We start from the raw sequence: 21,299 nt of genomic DNA, 5'->3' as shown, positions 1-21,299 counted from the left end.
AGCATCGACACTAAGACATCGACATTGAAAAGAAGCTCACGCTGAGATCATCGATTTCCACAAGGCCAATCACATGAAACCACTTTCACTGATACTCTGTCTGCTTGGTAGTTTTGCCTATCTTACTTCTCCCTGCTCGGCTCAAATCGGTGAACCCGACACGTCGGGTACGATCACTGGAACCGGGAAGGCGACTCTCAAAGTCAGGCCGGAACGGATGCGACTCTCTATCGACTTGTCCAGCCGTGGCTCGGAAATCGACAAGGCTGTCAAAGCACTTCAAGATCGAATTGAAGCTGCCAAAATTCAGATCAAGGCCTTGGGAGCAATAGAAGAAACTCTCCACAACACATCACCAAAGATTGACACTCAGAAATCGTTGCAGCATGAGCAAATGCGGGCACAACTCGCGGAAAGCCTGGGTCGAGCCGGTAGATCGGACGATGAAAAGGGCGTTGACACGCTGATCATTGTGAGCTCGAGGCTGTCAGCGGAATGGGATTTGTCTGGTCTCTCTGATCAAGATCTGCTTGTGAAATCGTTCACGATTCAAAAGCAAGTCCGCGATGCGAATCTCGCCAAGGATGATGACAAATCACAACTCTCTCCAGAAGAACAGGAACTGCTGGAGGAGGCTCAGATGTTTGGACGCTATTCATCAGGCGGTGAAGACGAGGATGGCCCTGAGTTCTTCTTCTACAGCACCGTCAAAAAAGAAGACTACGAAAACGCACTCAAAAGCGCCGTCTCTCGCGCCAAGAAGCAGGCGAGTCTGCTCGCGACGTCGGCAGGGGTAAAATTAGGAGTAATTCAGGAACTCCGATTGGGAGGAGAGTTCGATCTAGGATTTGAATACTCAGGAGGGTACGGCTACGGAGCGGTATCGAGCTTTCAGGGATTGCAAGCGTTTCAAGCAGAACAGGAAGTTGATCGGGAAACACCTCTCGCTTACGGAACTGAAGCGGGTGAGCTGACCATTTCCATTGAAGTGACTGCTGGCTACAACATCGAAGAGTAGAGAGACGAATTGTTACGGCGACCAAACAAAGAGCTCTCGGAATCAATTCGATTTCGAGAGCTCTTAATCTTTCGACTCTGTTTAGAGCATCTTTCGAATTGGTTTGCAGGTTCTGCCTCGTGGCGAACAGCATTTTTACTAGAACTGATCCTGAAACTTGAAATTGTTCTCTCAAACGTTGAGAACAGCGGCTATTCCAGAGGTTTTCGGACTGGTTCTAGAAAAATGCGTTCTTCACGGGCAAACGGTAGAGCAAACTGCTCTAGAGCTGGTCCTGAAACTTGAAATTGCTCTCTCAAACGTTGAGGAAAGCGACGATTCCAGAGGTTTTCGGACTGGTTCTATTCAGCGGAGAATGAATAGACGCACTCGTGTGTGTACTCTTCCCACGGTTCCAGGACGATGCCTGGGAACGTCGGTTGATTGATAGAATCAGGGTAAAACTGTGTTTCCAGGCAGATCGCACTCCGGTGGGGATAAGTTTTTCCCAGCTTGCCAGTTTGTCCTTTCAGGAAATTCCCCGAGTAGAACTGGACTCCCGGCTGATCCGTTTTGACAGTCAGAACACGACCACTCGCTGGGTCTTTCAGCTTCGCAGCGAGTCGCAAGCTGTCAGCCTTACCATCTATCACAAAGTTGTGGTCATAGCCAATTGTTGGGCCATCATCTAATTTATCAATGCGCTCACCAATGACGTGTGGGGTTAAGAAATCTAACGGAGTTCCGGTGACACTTTCGATTGCTCCGGTCGGGATCAAGGTCTCATCAACTGGGGTGTATTGACGACAGAACAACGCCAGTTCATGGTTAAGAACAGTCGGGCTCCCTGCACCTGCGAGGTTGAAATAAGAATGGTTCGTCAGATTGACGGGAGTCGATTGATCGGTGATTGCTGAGTACCGGATCTGTAAATCGTTCGTCGCCTTGTGCAGCAGGAGTTCAACTTTGCAAGAAAGCGTTCCCGGATACCCTTCTTCACCATGCGGCGAAACATACCGCAAATGCACACCCTGCCCCTCTCCGTTTTCAAATGGCCGAGCCTTCCAAACAACCTTATCTAAGCTCCGCTCAACACCGCCGTGCAAATGGTTCGGTTCGTTGTTAATCGCCAACTTGTAATCCCGACCATTGAGATGGAACTTTCCCTTGGCGATCCGGTTTGCCACACGACCTGTTGTACAACCAAAGTATTGATTCTCTTCGGACTCGTACCCAGCCACATCATCGAAGCCAAGAACAACATCGGCGAAGTTTCCATTTTTGTCCGGGACATCGATCCGTACCACAGTCGCACCACGCGTCATGATGTCGACTTTCATTCCGTTCTGGTTTTCCAGCGTATACCGCTCTACCGGTGTCCCATCTTTAGTTTTTCCAAAAGGTTGAGCGATCGGGACAGCTGAAAAAGAAACGGATGTTATTAGAAACGTCGCAATCACCGCTGCGTAGAATGGAAATTTCCTCATGAATCTCATCTCCGAATCAAATGGACCTTGTTCGTTCAAACAGACTGATGAGCTCTACCAGAGTCGTTTTCGAATCGATCTGAGCGACCTGCTTCGTGGAGTTTCGCAATTCCTAGAGCAGCTTGCTCTACCGCTTGCCCGTGAAGAACGCATTTCTCTAGGAAAAATGCTGTTCGCCACGAGGCAGAACCTGCAAACCAATTCGAAAGATGCTCTAGCAGGAGAATGACTTCACGAACACGACAAACATTGAAGATGCGATAAGAAAACCTGAACAAGGGAGCGCCATTCATTGATTGCCCGCAGACTGCAGGCGAGTTGTCCGCTCTCTAATTCAACTCTCGTTTGAGCTCAGCATTGATTCTGAGGTTCCATTCGCGTCGAGACAAGCGACTTCGTCGGAAATTGGCTGCGCTGTGCGATATCGCTGAAAAAGATTTGCCAGAAGTTTAAGAATGAAACGCCCAATATTTCCGGTAAAGAACGCTTCGTTTAGAAACAAAAATGCGACCAGAAACATGCCGAATGCTCCCCAGGTCCATCGAATTCTCAAATCGCCGGGTTCAGCAAGGCGTCTGAGAAGATCGTCGTACCACTGCCCCTGAAACGATTCTGCCGATCGAGAAATCGATGGAATGCGAGCGTCGTAGTTTAAAGTCTTTTCGACTTGAATCTGGACGCTGCCTTGAGCTGCGAGTGAGAACTCTTTTTTAGCCAGACGGGAGACAAAATCTGGATCCTTAACAATCGCATCTGCCACCCGATTCAGATGATGAACTTCCTGATCGGCTTGTGAGATCGATCCCTGGATCTCATGGGACTGTTTTTGGAGATCCGATAATTCCACCAAGCGAGGCGCAAGTGTGATCAGCGCGTAAAGGGAACTGGCTGAGAGGAGTGTGATCCAAAATGCCATTGAGATCGCAATCGACTCAATCGGATGAAGAGTCCGGTCAGCAGATTGTAATTCGACCTTCATCTACGCCCTCATCAAGATGCAGACATTGCGAAAACATCTGCCTGAGATAGCTGACCAGAATTACTGGCCGGCCAGGGCAGGTTTTAGTGCTGATGCGTCCGACTGACTCGAATCAACGAGGTTACGATTCTTTTCCAATGAGGTCTCTAGGTTGATGTAGTCCTTGACCAACTTCACTCGCAGGTTGTGGACATCGGAAAGGACGAGATTTCGTTCGTCTTCGAGTTTCCGAAGTGTCTCGACAAGCCCGTCAAGAACTTGTTGACTGGCTCCCATTGGGGCATCTGCATCTCCATTAAGTTCAGCCAAACGCTGATCCATGATGACCTGAGACGCAGCCAATTGTTTCGTCATCAGACCTTCTTGTTCTTGCTGCATCCGGAATTTCGAACCGATCAGAATGAGTTGTGCTTCGAGATCAGCAACTGTAGCTAGCCAGTTTGAAGGAAGAGTATCCCTGACGTGGTACTTGCCCTGTGGCCACGATTGAGACTCTCCGGGATAGGCAGGTCGTAGAAGTCGACCAGCTGCACGGTCAGCATCGAGTTGATCGAGCTCAAATTCTCCGATGTAAGTACTTGAATCTCCGTTTTCTGCGAAAGCGTAAATGCGGGGTGGCTTTGCAGGGTCAAAACTTCGACCTAACCCAGAACTCCTGCCGACTCCGATTTGAATCCCGTTTTCGCCAGCGAGTGGAACAGACTGTGGTGCATCCCAGACTTCTCCCCAGGCGAATGTCTTCTGCTGATATTCGCCTTCGAGATTGGCGACCTTCGTGCGGATTTTATCGAGTTGGTCAGTGCTGGTGGCCAACTTCTCTTGACGCTGCTCGACTTCCGCCTGCCATTTGCTGCGGATATCCAGAGACATTGTCGTCAGGAGAATCGCAGCAGGAGCAAGGACAACAACAATCAGTCCAAGTGCGATCTTACCGGAAATGTGCATGAGTTTGCCTTTGCTTCACTCAATTCAGACGACTTTAAAATCACTCGCAAGCCTGCCGATTTCGTACTCAATTGCTGAAAGTACGATCTCCTTCAGATCTTGCCAGAGCTCATGGGATTCATTCGAGACTGAATCATACTCGCCTCCTCACTCGTTGAGGAGACAAATTCAGGTTTCGAATCAGTTCTCAATTGCTTTAGAGCAGTTTGCCCTACCGTATGCCCGTGAAAACGCATTTCTCTAGGAAAAATGCTGTTCGCCACGAGGCAGAACCTGCAAACCAATTCGAAAGATGCTCTAGTGTCACAAATAGAGAACCTTCAGTCCCGATCAGATTGATTCAATTTGATCCATTTCCCTTGTTGAAAACAGATTGAATCATTCGCTTTCTTGATCGGCGTCTGCGGCAGCGAGACCACAATGATCCCGGGAAATGTCAGACAATACCGGTTCTCACGTTTGAGGCACCCTCTAGCAAAGTATCGCTGAATTCTGGCCACGGTCAAGAAATGCTGCCGAAATCTTTCAATTCCGACAGCAGTTTATGTCGTTACGACTGCGATTATCGTTGAGAAACAAGCAATGGGAAGTGACCGAAGAGTGTTTCCCCGTTGCGAACGATGTAAAACTTCAGAGGTCCGATTGTTTTCAGCTGTGGGTGATTGAGCACATATTCGATGTTTTCATCGTTGGTTGTTTCCCAAATGTGCAGCCCGACGAGGATATCGCCTTTTCGAATCCCCTTCGTGTAGGCAGGCCCATTGACACGAACATCTGAGACTTGCAGACCTCCGTGATAAGGCTGTCCAGCGAGTGAAACTTCACTTGGAAGTTTCGACAGCTTCAATCCCAACAGATTCCAAGACTTTTCGATCACGTTTTTCGAAGTGACCTGCTTCTGTGCCACTGTTCGACTTGGGACCGTCTGACGCCCAGCGACAGCTCTCGACGCTGAAACTGATGTCACAACCAGATCCAGAGTCTTTTCTTCATCAGCCCGTTTGACAAGAAGCTCAACTTTCTCACCCGGCTTCTTTCCGAAGAGCGAGCGTTCCAAGTCAGCAGCATCGACCACATCAACAGTACCAGACTTGATGATGATGTCGCCGTCCTCCAGACCGGCATCGGCTCCAGGAGAGTTGGCAATTGTCGACTGAACAACAAGTTTACGGTCACGACCGTTCTTATAATCAATGGCTCGGATGCCGTGGTATGTCTGATGATGACGTTCGATGTTGATCAAGCGAGCCACAATCTTTCGTGCATCATCAATAGGAATCGCAAACCCAATTCGTTGAGCCCCAGCTCGAATTGCAACATTGATCCCGATGACTTCACCATCTGCATTCAGAAGAGGTCCGCCACTGTTACCTGGGTTAATTGCAGCGTCAATCTGAATCAGATTTTCGTAAGACTGTTCTTCGTTGACTTCAACATCACGAGACTGATGGCTAATGATACCTTGAGTGACTGTTGACTCGTATCCGTAAGCATTCCCAATGGCAATAACATCTTCACCGAGCATCAGATCTGAAGAAGAGCCCATTTTCGCAACGGTGAGCGGCTTGACGGGGTCCACCTTGATGATCGCCAGATCCTGACGCGAGTCGTACGCCAACACACGGCCGTCATATTCAGTGCCGTCGTAGGTCGTAATCCTCAAACGTTCGACATCTTGCACAACATGATAGTTGGTGACAAGATACCCGCGTTCATCGATGACGATGCCCGTACCCATCCCATTGATTTTCGAAGACTTCCCCGCAGAGAAGACGACGTCCAGGGATTTCTGGCGTTTTTCGGTATGTATGTTCACACTCGATTTCAATGCCTCTGCAACAATGCGAGTCCGCATCGTATCTCGCAAAGAGTGAAATTCACTCTCTTCTGCACGAAGATTTGTTGCGAGTGCGACAATGATGAGTGTCAAACATGTTCCAGCTTGACGTAAACTATTCGTCATCTGCGGACCTGTTTCAGGTGAAGCCGAGTCCATAGTTGGCGAGATCCTTCCTCTTGACCGGAGTTCATTCCGTTGATCTCCCACAAGCTCCAACATCGGAAGTGAGCCAACACCCCCTTGAAATCACTGGGAGATCAACTCATAACTTGCCTAACCGACAACTGTCAGTTTGGGTAAACTGAAACACGTGGTTCATTCCCAGCCCGAGATTTCATTAGATTTTCATATTCACAATTCAAGATCGATTGAGAGAGATGTCACGAAGAGAAAAAATTCACTCCATGTTGCAAGAATCGCCGGAAGATATTTTCCTCAACTACGCGTACGCTATGGAATTGCTTAAAGAGGACGAAATCGAACTGGCCCAAAAAGCTTTTGCTAAAGTTCGAGAACTCAACCCGGACTACGTTCCAGCTTATTTCCAGGAGGCACAGATGCTGTCGCAGGATGATCGCATCGAAGAAGCCCGATCCCTACTGGAATCGGGGATCAAAGTCGCCCGGAAAACGGGTGACGATCATGCATTGGGAGAGATGACCGAGTACATGGAAAATTTGTAATTTGCCTCTCGCGCTCGATCATTCCGATTAGATAAACTGGAGAAAAACCAATTCGGGCTCGAACGTTCCGCTGGCTGCGCATGGAAGAGACTGTTTACTCTTCCGAGCTTTGAATCTCACGCTGTAAATGCGAATGCTGCCCCGCTGTTGTCCGAGTCAAGAATCTTTGAGACGCACAATGTTGTTGTCGTTGACCTGAATGATTGCCAACTTGAGTTTGACGATTGATTAACGGACTTCTAGAAACTCGCAAAGTTGAGAGACAGCTTCTTGTCTGTAGAGCAGTTTGCTATACCGTCTGGCCGTGAAGAACGCATTTCTCTAGGGAAAATTCTGTTCGCCACGAGGCAGAACCTGCAAACCAATTCGAAAGTGCTCTAAAGAAGTGAGCTGGTGAGTCGAGTTCGCAGAGATTGAAACTGAGAGAAGGCTTCAGACTTCCAACGCATCCAAATCGTCCATGAGATTGTCGAGAGCATCTTTCGGGCGATTTGCATGATTCACTTGACGTTTGGGGAGACCAATTTCCATCCCCACTGCATCTCGACCATCTTTGACGAGTTCTGCATCCCGCTCGGCGACCGCTGTTTCAAGTGCGTCACCGGTTCCGCCTCCGAAAAGTTTGCTCAAATCGATCTTCAATCCGGCAACCTCACCGTCAGCTCCTGCGATGGCAGGCGTTTTATGTTGAGGGAAGATAATCGCATTTTCGGGACAAACACGACTGCAAGCTGGGCATCCCTTCTTACAATTGTCTTGAGCCTCAACGAGAATCCGGTCAATCGAATCGACACCGTAGACTCCAAATAAACAGAAATCGATGCACTCCATGCAGTTTGTACACCGGCTATAGTCGATCACCGGATACCAACGCCGCTTCGGAGCCGCTTCTTCTTGCGGAGAGGGAAGAACGACTTGCTCACCGTTGGTCGGTTGTGGGGCAAGATAGCGTTTTAACTGGTCTGCATTCGGCTCACCGGTAATCCATGAGAGTAGATCAACAGTCTCTTTCGCGTCTTCCTCAACGATCCGATCAATTTCTTCTAAATAAGGCTCGGCGTCAGAGTGAACGCGCAAGTCGATACAATAGATATGGCGGTCAGGAACATCGAGGGCCCCAATTGCATCGGGGTGAAGTTCTTCTGGTTTCTCATCGTCGTCGTCATCTTCTTCCTCCGAAGTAATGAGACTGATTCCTTCATGGCCTCTTACATTTTGCCGGTCGAGAATCCAACGAGCGCCGCGCGGATATAACCAAGACAGAAATACCAGGTCCCCCGGAACCGATTTGAGAAACAGCATGCCTGTGTGATCAGCTGACATATCATACAGATGCGGCACCAGCGAGACTTCAACATTCCCTTTGAGAAGAAGTTTCATCGCAATCTCCTCTTCGAGATTACGGTGCTTCGGGTTCTTGCTTTGCCCCTGCGAGATGACAACAGTCAGTTTTTTGGCAGACATAGATCTTATTCAAGTCGAAATGAGCTGCGGAATGAAAGTGTTTGCGGCGGGTCAACCATCCCATTCTATTGGCAGACCTGAAACGACACGTCGCAACAGGAAATTGCAGGATGAAGACCAGGTTGATTGAACTAATAGTTTACCCGCAGAGGACCACGACTCTCAAGGCTGTCCTGTTTCGACGTCTGTTGAGCGAAGCTTCTGCTATCCCTCGTTGACTTGTCCTTTAATGACTCGTTGCGTTTCGTCCCATTTGGTATCCAAATAGTCAACGTACTCCTGTGGAGTCATGAATTTCATCTCGGTTTCGAATTGATACAGCCATCCGCTCCCATATCCATCAGTGTTGATCGCAGAGGGATCGTCGAGCAAATGCTCGTTGAATTCAAGAATTTTTCCGCCGCCGGGCGGATACAGCGACGAGACAGCTTTCGAGCTTTCGACCTCTCCGATTTCTTGCTTTGGCTTTACAACTGTGTAAGGGTCTACTGTCCATTCGAGAAAATAGACATCCTGCAAGAGTCGGACAGAGTACGCAGTCAACCCAATCTGAAATCCTCCCGGGCCTTCCTGTGCCCACATATGGTTTTCACAATACGCTCGATCGGTTGGTATTCGGGCTTCGTAGCTGCCCATCATAAAGATGAGGTTCTCGGACATGAATGTCTTTTCCTGTAAGATAAAATCACCGTACGTGCAAACAGTAGAAAAACTGACACCACAAGATGCAAGCAGCACGCGACAGTGAAGGTTCTTTATGAACTTCTCTAGCTGACGCTGCCCCGTGTGAGCAAGCCTGATGACCATCGCAGGCGTGGAGGTGGGCCTACAAAAATGACACTACACGATGAAAACATCTTCTCAAAATTATTTCTCTCCCAGATCAGCCCGAAATTCGCGAGAGCATGATCTATGCTTTTCGTACCTGCGAAGGCCATTTTATCACTTCATAGAACGCTCGCCACGAGACGGAACGAAAGGGCCAGGTTTAGAACCAGTCCGGAAACTTGTAAAAAGGTCAGTTTCCTCGGTCTTTAAGAGATAAACTTCAAGTTTCAGGATCTGTTCTAGATTTTCTCTAGAATGGTGTCTCGACTTCTCCCCCCTGCCTTGTCCAGGCTCCTCGATGCACACTGACATCGATCGAATCACTAGAGCATCTTTCGAATTGGTTTGCAGGTTCTGCCTCGTGGCGAACAGCATTTTTACTGGAGAAATACGTTCTTCACGGGCACACGGTAGAGCAAACTGCTCTAATGAAGTGTACGCTGCCTTCCATGAACAGAGACTGAGCAGCTCCAGTGTGACAACTTCGTGCAGCGGTCAGCTTGGTTGATTCGCTGACTGCATCAGAAATATCACTGTTTGGTGTCAGAAAACCGTTCATGACGGGACAAAATGGGCCGCCCCCCTCTCATCCAAAAGATCAAACGACCCGCCGGTAATCGTAAAGGGTCCAGTTGCTGCGACCTCTATATCATCGAGGGACGTTCAGGACTCCCCGTCAAGCCTTCCAAGAGTCGTGGCTGTTTTACGGCGAGTGCAAGACAACGATGGGAGTCAACTTCTGGCAGATCTGCAATTTGAGAAACATCCCCGTTTGCAAACCCCTCTTCGAAAGCGATGATTGCACCTGGAGTCAATTTTCCCGGGACGAAAGCCTGAAGCATCGTGAAGCCCTTAACCTGAATGCCATCGAGAGTGCTGCTTCAACTGCCCTCTACAAATGCCTCGTGATCTGACTGGTAAGCAATTTCGGATCGAGGGCAAACAGTTCGGCCACTGGCGTCTACGATCCCGAGGGGCGACCTTTCAGGAAGAACGTGTTATCGTGAAATAGTGAATCTCGCGCGAGGACGCCCATCAGTCTCAAAGAGCCAGCTCATGATACCCAACAGATTGCTGCTTGCATCGTTTGTCGTTACCACGTTGATCACCAACATTGCTGCTGCCGAAGAAAGCTTGCAGCCCTGGAAAGAGAATGAGTGGTACTGGAGCTACCACGGAAAACCTGTGCTACTGCTCGGCGGCAGTGATGATGACAACTTGTTTCAGTGGCCCAGGGAGAAGCTTTTGCCGCAACTTGACCGGCTGGAGGCTGCTGGAGGCAATGTTATTCGCAACACAATGAGCGATCGGAAGGATGGAGACTTCGAGTTGTACCCCTTCAAGCAACTCGACAATGGGAAGTACGACTTGAATCAATGGAACGACGAATATTGGGAGCGGTTCGAACAGATGCTCAACGAGACGGCGAAACGCAACATCGTTGTACAAATCGAAATCTGGGACCGCTTTGATTTCTACGATCAGAAAGGTCACCAACGCTGGCATATTCATCCGTACAACCCACGCAACAACGTGAACTACTCGTATGAAGAATCCGGATTTGCAAAACAGTATCCGGACCACCCAGGCGCTAACAAGCAGCCTTTCTTCTTTACCACTCCCAAACAGCGCAACAACTTGGTTGTGTTAAAATTTCAGCAGCGATTCGTGAACAAGTTACTGGATCATTCGCTGAAGTATGGGCATGTGCTGTATTGCATGGACAACGAAACCAATGGTGAAGAGGAATGGAGCCGCTACTGGGCTCAGTTTGTCAAACAGCGAGCGTCTAAAGAGGGCAAAGCTGTCTACGTGACCGAGATGTGGGATGACTGGAATCTCGCAGCAGAGCGTCACAAGCGAACCTTTGATCACCCTGAGCTGTATGACTTCGTTGATGTCTCGCAGAACAATCACAACAAAGGCCAGAAGCATTGGGACAATTTCTTGCATGTGCGAAAATATCTGGCAGGTCAGCCGCGCCCGATGAACACGACAAAGACCTACGGAGCGACCGGCAACAAGTTCGGCCATAACGATCAAGACGCGGTCGAGCGATTCTGGCGACACCTTTTGGCTGGGGCAGCTTCCGTGCGTTTTCACCGACCGGATTCCGGTCTTGGGCTGAACGACAAAGCGGTTGCGTGCATCAAAGCGGCCCGCAAACTGGAAGCTTTGATTCCGCTGTGGTCAGTCGAACCTGCCTCCGAGTTGCTTTCTGAACGAGACTCAAATGAAGCGTATGTTGCAGCTGACAAAAAAGGAGCGTATGCAGTGTATTTTCCAAGTGGAGGCAAAGTAAAATTGGACCTGACGGGGACGAAAGGGAAGTTGATTGTCCACTGGATTAACATTGACACCGGCGAATTCGGCACACAGGGAAAAATCACTGGCGGAGGGAAGGTAAATCTTGCCTCACCCAGTTCCGACAACTGGGTCGCCGCAATCGTTTCCCCATGAGCGGCTCTATTTTTACCGTTGGTTGAGTCATGTCTACCACTCGTTGAGTGCGGCTATACAACCCAATTCTTTATATCGTTTCGGAGCTGATTATGTCGTCAAAAATTTATCTTCTCTCCGGCCTGATTCTCTGTGTCGTGTCGAGTTCTGTTTCGGCGGAAGTCAAAATAACACCGATTTCATTACACTCGAAGAACCAACATTACTTCCAGTGGCGCGGCAAGCCCACAATTCTGGTGACGTCGGGTGAACACTACGGTGCATTGCTGAATCAAGACTTTGACTACGTTAAATACTTTGATGAACTGCAGTCTCATGGTTTGAATCACACACGAGTTTTCGCAGGAACATATCGTGAAAATAATAGTGCATTCGGGATTACCGAAAACGTACTCGCACCTGAACCGGGACGCTACCTCAGTCCGTGGGCCAGAAGCAGTGAGCCGGGTTACGCTGCGGGTGGACATAAATTCGATCTAAAAAGATGGGATCCCGCATGGTTCACCCGAGTGAAAAACTTATTGCAGCAGGCGAGTGACCGTGGCATTGTGGTCGAACTCACACTGTTTTGCCCGATGTACAACGATCAGCTGTGGGAGATCTGTCCGATGAACGCCGGCAACAATGTTAACGGCATCGGCGCAGTGCCACGAGAAGAAGCCTTCACCCTGAAACACAAGGAACTGCTGGACATTCAGGTTGCGACGACACGAAAGATTGTGCAGGAACTTAAAGAGTTCGACAACCTGTACTACGAAGTCTGCAATGAACCTTACTTCGGTGGCGTTAGTATGGAATGGCAGCATCGCATCGTCGACGAAATCGTGGATGCGGAAAAGGATTTCCCTCAACGACATCTGATTTCAATGAATATTGCCAACGGTCGTAGCAAAGTTGAGAACCCGCATCCGTCCGTTTCGATTTTCAATTTCCACTACTGCGTGCCGCCTGATACCGTTGCGATGAACTATGGTCTGAACAAAGTCATTGGTGAAAACGAAACTGGTTTTCGAGGTTCAGCAGACGTGCTATACCGTACGGAAGCATGGGATTTCCTGCTGGCGGGCGGAGCGTTGTACAACAATCTTGATTACTCCTTTACAGTGAAACATCCTGCTGGCACATTTCGCGACTACAAGTCTCCAGGTGGCGGCAGCATTGAACTGAGGCAACAATTGGGAATTCTGAAACAATTCCTGGACAGCTTTGATTTCGTCCGTATGCAGCCGAACGCATCTTTTGTTCACTCTGTTGAACCGCAACTCACAACATACACACTTGCTGAAGCGAACAAAGTGTACGCCAGCTACTTTCACGTTCCGCTTCCGACTAAGCCCAAAAATCTGCAATCAATTCTGAAGGAAGACATCGAAGCTTTGGCGACGATTGATCTGCCCGCAGGCAATTGGAAAGCAGAATGGCTGGACACGAAAACTGGAAAAATCAGTAAGCGCGACTTGCTTCAGCACGCCGGTGGTAAAAGAGAAGTCAAGTCACCGAAGTTCTCCAACGATATTGCGCTACGGCTGACAAGGCAGGACTGACCGCCTCTTGTTATTAGACGCACTCCGCATTGGATTCTATCACACTAATCACTACTGCGGTTGCAGCAAGAGTTGCACACCGTCTACGACAACGAAGCCATCAGTGTTTTTGTTGGACACCGTCAAAGTCATGAAATCGTTGATGCGAAAATTTCCCAGAAACGAACCGACCGCACTCCCTTCACGCTGGTTGACAGTCATTTCTTTCGTCTCTTCGCCGATCGAAATGGTCACCGGAGTCTTTGTCGATCGATTGGCAGATGCGACGTAAAGCAGGTGAACTTTGTATGTGCCGGGTTTCGGGACATTAATTTTGAAGGTTGCCGTTTTTTCACCTTTGCCGGTATTGCCATCGTGCAGGTAAGACAAGCCGTAGACCGGAGACAAAGCACCCGACGTCCACGCTCCTGTAGTGCGTGCGTCCTTGTCATCAGCCACAAGACCGGGGAGAGTCTTCGCAGTTTTTCCGAGAGATTTTTCAGTCCAGGTCAAATATTGACCATCGTCTTCTAATTTGACCTTTAGCTTTGCGTAGTCAACATCCTGTACGGCAATCTCTTCGGTGATCGCCATGGCGGCCGCGGTTCCAGCACTCTGGCCAAGAATCATGAACACCGGTTCCATGCGAATCGACCCATAAGCAACGTGTGACGAAGAAAGGCAGACCGGAACTAACAGGTTCTCACATTCATTCTTCTTTGGAACGATGGAACGAAACGAAACGGGATACGGCTTCTTAAATCCATGACCAAATCCACCTTCGTTACGCACGGTCTGGACTCCGTTTTCTTCTACGACCACTCGTTGACAAAAGTGAGAATCCATTGGATACGAAGCCAGACCAACAGAATCTTCGACGACTCTCCGCGATTCGCAATCCGCCTGTGTGACAACATATTCAGAGACCATGCGACGTCCTTCACGCACATACAGTTGATGTGGCCAGAAACCTGTTTCCTGAAACTCCTGCGGATCAAGTCCCCAGGCACTCACTCTCGCACGCAGTTCTTCCGGAACCTGAGTATCGTTTGCCAGGAAGTACATGAGCCCTTGCTGATAGTTGACGTGGTCTTGAAAAATACGTTCGCGGAGTTCGTACAATTCGCGAAACGGGACGGGAAGACCACGACGCGGTGGCGGGAGTTCTGTGATCGAACCAGCCTTGTATGTGCCATCAGGCCAGCGATAATTTCCGCCGACATAATCGGAAGAGAAACTGCCGGCGTTGTTACTGTCTCCTTTTCGCATTTGAATCGGCCCATCGGTAAGAGGGGCGGTCGTGTAATCTAGACGCCACTCGACACGCTCATCCAGGTTGAGAAAGCGGGCCAACAGTGCGTATCGACCTGAGTTATATTCTTGCGGTTTCGGGAACGTGATTCTGTCAGCACCGCGTGAAAGTTGAACTCGGAAATTATAGGCCTGAACTTTGAAGTCTCCTTCGCCCGGTTTTCCAGGAGTCTCAACAGCGATTTCCGGCAGCAATCCTGACTTGGGATCATCCGGAATGACGTAAGGACTCAGCGGCAGTCGGCAGAACTGATAGACATCCTTCCAGGAGACCGTTTGCCACTGCCCGCCCAAAGACTCATCATAAGCTGCGGCAGGCTCTCGCCCCACACGGTAGGAAACATTCGCTGCAGCCAACAAATCGCCTTCATAAGTGCTGTCCACAAACATGGTCGCCTGGACGGTTTCTCCTGTTTCCATAGTGACGGACACCAGTCGATTTTGTTTCATCTCAACGGAACTCAACGCCCGCGAAAGAAGAACTTTGACACCTGCCTCTTCTAACATTGTCCGATACAACGCTTCAGCAGCAGACGGACGATAGTCTCGAGCTTTACCGAGACGATTGTAGAATTCCAGTGCCAATCCGCCGATCGAATCCTTTCTTCCGAGGTCCGTCGCGGTCAACCCGCCTGAGGTCATTCCGCCAACGTGTCGATTGAAAGAGAGCAGAACTGCCCGCTTCCCTTCGCGAGCAGCCTGAATCGCAGCCGTCACTCCGGCCGGTGTCCCTCCATACACGGCAACATCGCACTCGATCAATTTCGGTTGTCCAGGCTTCACTTGTTCGTAGTAATGTGGACCATCAGCGGCGTTGACTGGAGTGGTCGCAACCATATGCAAAGCGGTACTCGCGAGTACTGCCAATACCCACGCAGCTTGTTTTCGATGACTCATCATTTTGTTTTTCATTCAGTCCGAAAAGAGACTTTGTGCCTTATTCTCTGCCACTCACACATACAGACGTGCGGTAGCGGTGACGTTATCGTTCGTAATGTAGGATAGGATTAATAATCGCGAAAGGGGCCACGTGGTTCGGCAGCTTCCATTTCTTGAAGCCAGCTTGTGTATCGATCTTTAACCATTGCGAGGATTTCAGGACGCATCTTCGACAGATCATTCTTCTCGGCGATGTCAGCTTGCAGATCATACAGCCCGGTGCGTTTTCCCATCTGAACCCATTTCCATTTGCCAACGCGAGCACCGATGAGATCACGTCGTTTCCAGAACATTTCTTTTCGCGGTGAAGACGATTCGCCACGAAGTGTTGGCCACCAATCGTAACCATCGAGGACCACATTCGCAGGTAATTCCGCCCCCGTTGCCGTCGCGAAGCTTGGCAACAGTTCGAGACTCGTTAGAAATTCGTCGTTCACGACACCCGCTTTGACCTTGCCACCGGGCCAACGCACAATGCAGGGAACGCGAATGCCACCTTCCCAGGTTTGCCCTTTGTGCCCTCTTAGTGGCGAGTTATCTGCTCCGCCGCTACCTCCGTTGTCAGAGAAGAACACCACAATCGTGTCATTGAGAATTCCCTTTTCTTCCAGCGTATCGAGCATCTCACCGATTGCAGCGTCCATGCAGGTGACCGCAGCCCGATAGTCGCGGCGTCGAGCATCTGGGGTGACGACTGTTGCCGGAGACGCATAGCGATGCTTATCCGTTACGCGAGTTTCCACCTCGACCGGTGGATACATCTCTTTGAATTTTTCAGGTGCTTGCACCGACGAACGGATCGTTGGGTCAAGTGACGACGAGTTGTGCGGCGCGTTGAAAGGAACGTACAGGAAGAACGGTTCCTGACCTGCATGTTCTTCCAGAAACCGCAGGGCCTCACGTTGGAATAAATAGGTGCAATAAGTTCCTTTATCTTCTTCGGTTGGTGACAGGTTCCGCATCATGCTGGGCACGCTGTATCGTTCGTGAGTGAAGTAGTCGATGCCAGTGTTAACGAAACCATAGAAGTCATCGAATCCTCGTGAAGTCGGTAACATTCGCTGAAGTGCACCGAGATCCCACTTTCCATAAATACCGCTCTTGTAACCAACTGATTTCAACACAGCCGGGATGATCACTTCGCGCTCGTCCATGCCGCCAATTCGCTCAAATGTTACGGCGTATTCCTCAGGCGTATAGCTGTGACCGTAGTCTGGTGCCTCGTTGCGAATCATGTCGTATATGCCATTTCGCTGTGGATACCTTCCGGTCAATAAACTGGCTCGTGATGGCGTACATGCTGGCCAGGCAACATAAAAATTTGTCAGCCGAGTCCCTTCCCTTGCAAGACGGTCAAGTGAGGGTGTGATTATTCCGTTTCCGAGCAATCCCAGGTCGTTGTATCCCTGATCATCCGAGACAATCAGCAGGATGTTCGGACGATCAGCTGCCTGAGTTCCACCTGTGCAGAACACTGAGATGAATAAGATCAGCAAGGATGTTGAAATGAGGCGAGTCTTACTTGCCATTTTTTTATCTCCAGAGAATCGAGAGTTTGTCGTCGTGCTTGCGGTGCTGATTATCAAGTGTGTTGACCGTTAGATGGCACTTAGTGCTGTCCAGGTTTGCTGTACGACGAGATCAGTCAACGAAACGAGAGACATTCTCGTGGGTACGAAAGTTACAAGAATTTCGATCATTGATCTTTGGTCAAGTCTCTACTTGGTGTGCAGTGTTGGTTTTCCCCAAACCGCCAGGTTGTGACTCGGGTCTGATCCTTCACCAGCAATTGTTTTCAGACTCAAACTTAAGGCGTCCGACTGCGGGAGCGGGACGCTCAAGAGGACTGCAGGGTCACCAACGCGAACGAACGGTGTGCGTACAAGTTCCTCTCCATTCGCTTCGATAACGAAACTGACTGCTCCATTCTCCCCGGCAGTTGGGTGCAAACCGACGACACAAGTGAAGTGCTCAAACAGACTACCTGACGACAGAGTAAACTCGAGTGCGAAAGGAGTCCCCATACCATATCCGGTTTCGAAATCGGTGTCACCAATTTTCAATGGATGAAGTTGTCGCTTGGAATCCATCGATTGGTTGACCAGAAACGGACTGACGTAATAAGGATGCGGAATCATGCTGCCCTGAAATTCTGGGATCCATTCGACAAGCGATTGCGTCTCAAATTGAAACTTCTGATCATCAACTCGACCGGTCGCCAGGCAAATCGCGGTGTAGATGACATCAGCCGTGTGACGCCCGTTAGCGACTGCGGCTTCGGCGCGATGCTGATCGGCTTTGATTCCATCCCCGTGCATCACATCTTGAACGATTGGAACAATATGGGCTGCTGCATTTCTACGAAGCAGCTTCTGATGTTCATAGATTCTCAGAGCTGCTTCCTCCTGCGTCCGCCCCAATAACCGTGGCGTATAGTCGACGTCCTGCAGCTGGTAGTTACCGGAATCCATGATTCCACCTGCTCCAAACAAGTAGTTAAAACGTGCCTTGTCTTTTGGAGGTGGCAGTAGTGTCTTTAGCTGCAGTTCGGTTACGGGACTACTATGAGCTGATGGACATCCCGGGTCTTCGTTCCAATGACAGAGAACGCCCAGGAACTTCATCGCTTCGTCGTTTCTCCCAGCCTGCAGGTTCTTGGCAATCTGATCGAGATACCATTGAATCGCAGTCACACTCTGTTTCGGAGGGTTGACATCATGCAACGACAAGCGGACTCCAGGAACCAGACAATAGGGATCAAGTTCGGGAGCTTTCCCACCGGCATGCTTGTCTTGCAGTGATGTATACTCACTGCAAAGTCGATCCAGATTCTCGTTTCCAATGTATTCTTTTTGCCAGTCAGGAAGCCGGGCGACAGCCCAGAGGCGAATCAGGCGATGACCTTTCCCCCAGGCCCAGAGAGTTTGCGAGCTGGTAAGAAGAAAACCGAGGGATAACAGGATGATGACTATTCGTTGGATTCTCATTTTGAAATCGCTCTACAGTGTTGTGTTACCACGTCTCACATCAGCCTCAGGTCGACACGACAAACTCATTGATGAAATCGCAGTTTAGAATGGGAACAAGTGGTGAGTCTCCACTTGGCCAGAGCAGTTTGCTCTACCGTTTGCCCGTGAAGAACGCATTTCTCTAGTGAAAATGCTGATCGCCACGAGGCAGTACCTGCAAACCAATTCGAAAGATGCTCTAGCTCGGTGACACGAACCGACTAAATCACGTGGCTGATGATACCGCCCATGAAGTGCCACTCAAACTGATCCAGCAAATGAATTGAATCTCCGTAACTTGCGGTTAATACGGTCGCAGCCAGAACGTGTTCGACATCAATTGAAAGGTTCGCTGGTTCTTCAAGCTTGAGGGCCAGATCAAACAAGACTTCTGACAGCACCGCATCCACAGTCACCTGGCCTGATGGTGGACCGCTTGTATTCTGTGCAGGGACCTCACTTGAACCTGTTGGAAGACGTGAAATGTGGTTGTTGCCTGCAGAGCCCGCTTCACATCTTGGCGTCTAGCTTTTCTGTCGATTGAATCTCTCCGTCGCGTCCCATCAGCCTGTGGAGATTTTCAGACAAGTTTTTAATTGAGCCTTTGTGCCCCTTCACGACATTCACATTTTCATCAGGATCACTGTCATGATGATACAGCATCTGTGAAGTTCGGTTTCCATTTTTGTCGGTATATTCAGTGAACCGAAATTCGTCCGTGCGAATCGTGTCGCCGTTTTTAAAGCGTCCAACGGCTGCCGATTTCCATGTGGCGTCTTGGTCCTTCATGAGCGCAACAAGGCTGCTGCCTTGCAAGTGTTGCGGTAACGGCAAACCTGTCAGTTCGCAGAGTGTCGGATACAGATCAATGGACTCGACGAGATTCGACCTGCGTTGAGAGCCTTCGATGCCCGGAGCTTTCACTATCAACGGAATCTGCATGGATGTTTCATAGCAAGAATGCTTACACCACAATGTATGTTCGCCGAGGTTCCAGCCATGATCGCCCCACAAAACAACAATGGTGTTGTCGGACAATCCCAGACGTTCGAGCTCGCTCAAGAGTTTTCCAATCTGGGCGTCCGTGTAGCTGACACAAGCGTAATAGCCGTGAATCAGGTTGCGAGCAGTTTCATCTGATACCGGCCCCTTTGGTGGGATTCCGGCATAGGCGCGCAACTCACCCGAAGTATGAATCGATTCCTTCGGTGCATCCTTTGGAACCTGGTAGTTAACGGGAAGCTGAATTGTCTCGTGGTCGTATAAATCCCAGTATTTTTTAGGCGCGATGAAAGGCAGATGTGGCTTGAGAAATCCAACAGCCAGCAAAAACGGCTCTTTTTTCGCTTTCAGCCTTTTGAGATCAACAATCGCACGTTCAGCAATGAGCCCATCAGCGTAGGCATTGTCTTCCACGTCTGCCGATTCCCAAGCTGGACCTCGTTTGCGGCTTCCCTGTTTCTGACGTTTCTCATGAAGTTCATGATTTTCCGGTCGCTGGTACCACGGAACGCCCTTCGGCCTCCAAACGGGTTCGGTCCATCCCTCCGCATTGTCTTTCACATTATGGAATACCTTCCCGAGTGAAACGGTGTTGTAGCCGTTCATCTTAAAGTGTGTGTTGAATGTCGTAATCCCCGGAGCATCCTGTTCTGCAATCGTCAAGTAGCTGATAAATCGTTTCCGTGCAGGTCGAATGCCGGTCAGCAGACTCGCGCGCGATGCGCCGCACGTCGGCACCATGCAGTATGCGCGCTCGAACAAAATTCCGGATTTCGCCAGTCGGTCGATGTTGGGCGAGTGAATATGTTGCTTGCCATAGCACCCGAGTTCGGGACGCAGATCATCGACAGCAATAAACAACACATTCGGGCGATCAGCAGCGTAAGTCGAAGTCGCTACCAGTAATACAAGCACAGCAAACATTTTTTGGATCATCGCGAGCAGCCTTTCAGTTGTCCCTTGTTCTCGACTCAAGTGGTTCTGCCTTCAAGAAGAGTCGTCAAAGAGGATAGCCTGTAGAGAAGTTGTTCGACACCAGCATCAAGCAATTCTTCATGATAACTAAAGTAGCATTGACCGATTTCAGGCCGACAGCTTCTCACTTTCCCGCACGCTTGTAAACGACAGGCCTCACTGTCCTGTGGGTATTTGCGAGAGTGTCATGATTGGAAGTTTGTGACCATTCTTAAGTTCTTCCATTGAACAGAAGCAGTCAGAAAGCAGACGCCGAAGGCCTGCTTAGTCCGCACTTGAACACAAAGATAATCAACATCTTTTTGAAGCAATTTGCAGCGGCGATTTCCAAGGACGAACATGCAGTGATGATCTGGGATGGAGGGGCTTCCACACTGCGAAAGCGTTGGAACTTCCTGAGAATGTCACGCTTGTCAGGCTGCCTTCCTACAGTCCCGAACTCAATCCGATCGAAAACTTATAGCACTAGAGCAGTTTGCTCTACCGTGTGCCCGTGAAGAACGCAGTTCTCCAGTAAAAATACTGTTCGCCACGAGGCAGAACCTGCAAACCAATTCGAAAGATGCACTATTTGAAGAGTCATTACTGGAGCAATCGAGCGTATCAGGACTACGAAGCAATTGAAGATGCGGCAATGCAAGCCTGGCGTGAGGCGGTTCTGAATGAAGACCTCATGAAAACCCTTTGCGCCGCACCCTACACAAAAAGCGCTAATTCAGATTGAAATCCGTATGAACTCTGCCTTGTCCATTGCGGGCACGATGACTTCAGGCCAGATTAATTATAGACCGACAACAGAAACAGAACTTTCCCCACGGCATCCTCCGGACATCTCTATGCTTATCGTGCCTGCAGAGG

The 21,299-nt window shown here is 49.6% G+C and carries 16 protein-coding genes; 4 read left to right on the top strand and 12 right to left on the bottom strand.

Annotated elements, in window-relative coordinates:
* Positions 1-73: 73 nt before the first annotated feature.
* On the top strand, positions 74-1,018 hold the full coding sequence (locus tag ACN0YR_RS00175) for an SIMPL domain-containing protein (protein WP_417847176.1): 945 nt from the start codon (positions 74-76) through the stop codon (positions 1,016-1,018).
* A 341-nt stretch (positions 1,019-1,359) separates the two neighbouring features.
* On the opposite strand, the gene ACN0YR_RS00170 is transcribed toward ACN0YR_RS00175, so the two are convergent.
* The 4 genes from ACN0YR_RS00170 to ACN0YR_RS00155 form a co-directional block, all read right to left on the bottom strand.
* Positions 1,360-2,484: an aldose epimerase family protein gene (locus tag ACN0YR_RS00170; protein ID WP_417847175.1), complete on the bottom strand. Its 1,125-nt coding sequence runs from the start codon at positions 2,482-2,484 to the stop codon at positions 1,360-1,362.
* A 334-nt stretch (positions 2,485-2,818) separates the two neighbouring features.
* Positions 2,819-3,463 (bottom strand): hypothetical protein, encoded by a 645-nt coding sequence (locus ACN0YR_RS00165; RefSeq protein WP_417847174.1) that lies wholly within the window; start codon positions 3,461-3,463, stop codon positions 2,819-2,821.
* Between the two features lie 60 nt (positions 3,464-3,523).
* The gene (locus ACN0YR_RS00160; RefSeq protein ID WP_417847173.1) at positions 3,524-4,408 is read right to left on the bottom strand and encodes a hypothetical protein; all 885 of its coding nucleotides are present in this window, start codon (positions 4,406-4,408) and stop codon (positions 3,524-3,526) included.
* Positions 4,409-4,970: 562 nt separating this feature from the next.
* Entirely contained in the window at positions 4,971-6,371 is a 1,401-nt protein-coding gene (locus tag ACN0YR_RS00155; protein WP_417847172.1) for a trypsin-like peptidase domain-containing protein, read from the bottom strand.
* Positions 6,372-6,652: 281 nt separating this feature from the next.
* Here ACN0YR_RS00155 and ACN0YR_RS00150 point away from each other — a divergent pair, with 281 nt between their 5' ends.
* Entirely contained in the window at positions 6,653-6,931 is a 279-nt protein-coding gene (locus tag ACN0YR_RS00150) for a tetratricopeptide repeat protein (RefSeq protein WP_417847171.1), read from the top strand.
* Positions 6,932-7,363: 432 nt separating this feature from the next.
* Here ACN0YR_RS00150 and ACN0YR_RS00145 read toward each other — a convergent pair whose 3' ends face one another.
* The 3 genes from ACN0YR_RS00145 to ACN0YR_RS00135 all read right to left on the bottom strand — a co-directional run bounded on the left by ACN0YR_RS00145 (position 7,364) and on the right by ACN0YR_RS00135 (position 10,065).
* Complete coding sequence (locus ACN0YR_RS00145) at positions 7,364-8,395, bottom strand: ATP-binding protein (RefSeq protein ID WP_417847170.1); 1,032 nt, start codon at positions 8,393-8,395, stop codon at positions 7,364-7,366.
* A 204-nt stretch (positions 8,396-8,599) separates the two neighbouring features.
* Positions 8,600-9,055 (bottom strand): glycine cleavage system protein H, encoded by a 456-nt coding sequence (locus ACN0YR_RS00140; RefSeq protein WP_417847169.1) that lies wholly within the window; start codon positions 9,053-9,055, stop codon positions 8,600-8,602.
* A gap of 812 nt (positions 9,056-9,867) precedes the next feature.
* Positions 9,868-10,065 (bottom strand): hypothetical protein, encoded by a 198-nt coding sequence (locus ACN0YR_RS00135; protein ID WP_417847168.1) that lies wholly within the window; start codon positions 10,063-10,065, stop codon positions 9,868-9,870.
* 214 nt (positions 10,066-10,279) lie between these two features.
* Between ACN0YR_RS00135 and ACN0YR_RS00130 the strand changes: the two genes are divergently transcribed.
* Both ACN0YR_RS00130 and ACN0YR_RS00125 read left to right on the top strand, forming a co-directional pair.
* Positions 10,280-11,683, top strand: coding sequence for a putative collagen-binding domain-containing protein (locus ACN0YR_RS00130; protein ID WP_417847167.1), 1,404 nt, complete (start codon positions 10,280-10,282; stop codon positions 11,681-11,683).
* A 92-nt stretch (positions 11,684-11,775) separates the two neighbouring features.
* Positions 11,776-13,227 (top strand): cellulase family glycosylhydrolase, encoded by a 1,452-nt coding sequence (locus ACN0YR_RS00125; protein WP_417847166.1) that lies wholly within the window; start codon positions 11,776-11,778, stop codon positions 13,225-13,227.
* A gap of 51 nt (positions 13,228-13,278) precedes the next feature.
* On the opposite strand, the gene ACN0YR_RS00120 is transcribed toward ACN0YR_RS00125, so the two are convergent.
* The 5 genes from ACN0YR_RS00120 to ACN0YR_RS00100 all read right to left on the bottom strand — a co-directional run bounded on the left by ACN0YR_RS00120 (position 13,279) and on the right by ACN0YR_RS00100 (position 20,402).
* Positions 13,279-15,417, bottom strand: coding sequence for an FAD-dependent oxidoreductase (locus ACN0YR_RS00120; protein ID WP_417847165.1), 2,139 nt, complete (start codon positions 15,415-15,417; stop codon positions 13,279-13,281).
* Positions 15,418-15,524: 107 nt separating this feature from the next.
* Positions 15,525-16,985, bottom strand: a complete 1,461-nt coding sequence (locus tag ACN0YR_RS00115; protein ID WP_417847164.1) for a sulfatase-like hydrolase/transferase — start codon at positions 16,983-16,985, stop codon at positions 15,525-15,527.
* A 189-nt stretch (positions 16,986-17,174) separates the two neighbouring features.
* A complete protein-coding gene (locus ACN0YR_RS00110; RefSeq protein ID WP_417847163.1) occupies positions 17,175-18,443 on the bottom strand; it encodes an NPCBM/NEW2 domain-containing protein in 1,269 nt (422 codons plus the stop codon).
* A 242-nt stretch (positions 18,444-18,685) separates the two neighbouring features.
* A complete protein-coding gene (locus ACN0YR_RS00105) occupies positions 18,686-18,865 on the bottom strand; it encodes a hypothetical protein (RefSeq protein ID WP_417847162.1) in 180 nt (59 codons plus the stop codon).
* Between the two features lie 109 nt (positions 18,866-18,974).
* Positions 18,975-20,402, bottom strand: a complete 1,428-nt coding sequence (locus ACN0YR_RS00100) for a sulfatase (RefSeq protein ID WP_417847161.1) — start codon at positions 20,400-20,402, stop codon at positions 18,975-18,977.
* Between the last annotated feature and the right edge of the window lie 897 nt (positions 20,403-21,299).

The sequence above is a fragment of the Thalassoglobus sp. genome, from assembly GCF_048270125.1.
GTDB lineage: Bacteria > Planctomycetota > Planctomycetia > Planctomycetales > Planctomycetaceae > Thalassoglobus.
Note: the sequence above shows the minus strand (reverse complement) of the source record. Positions and strands in the feature narration are given on the sequence as shown.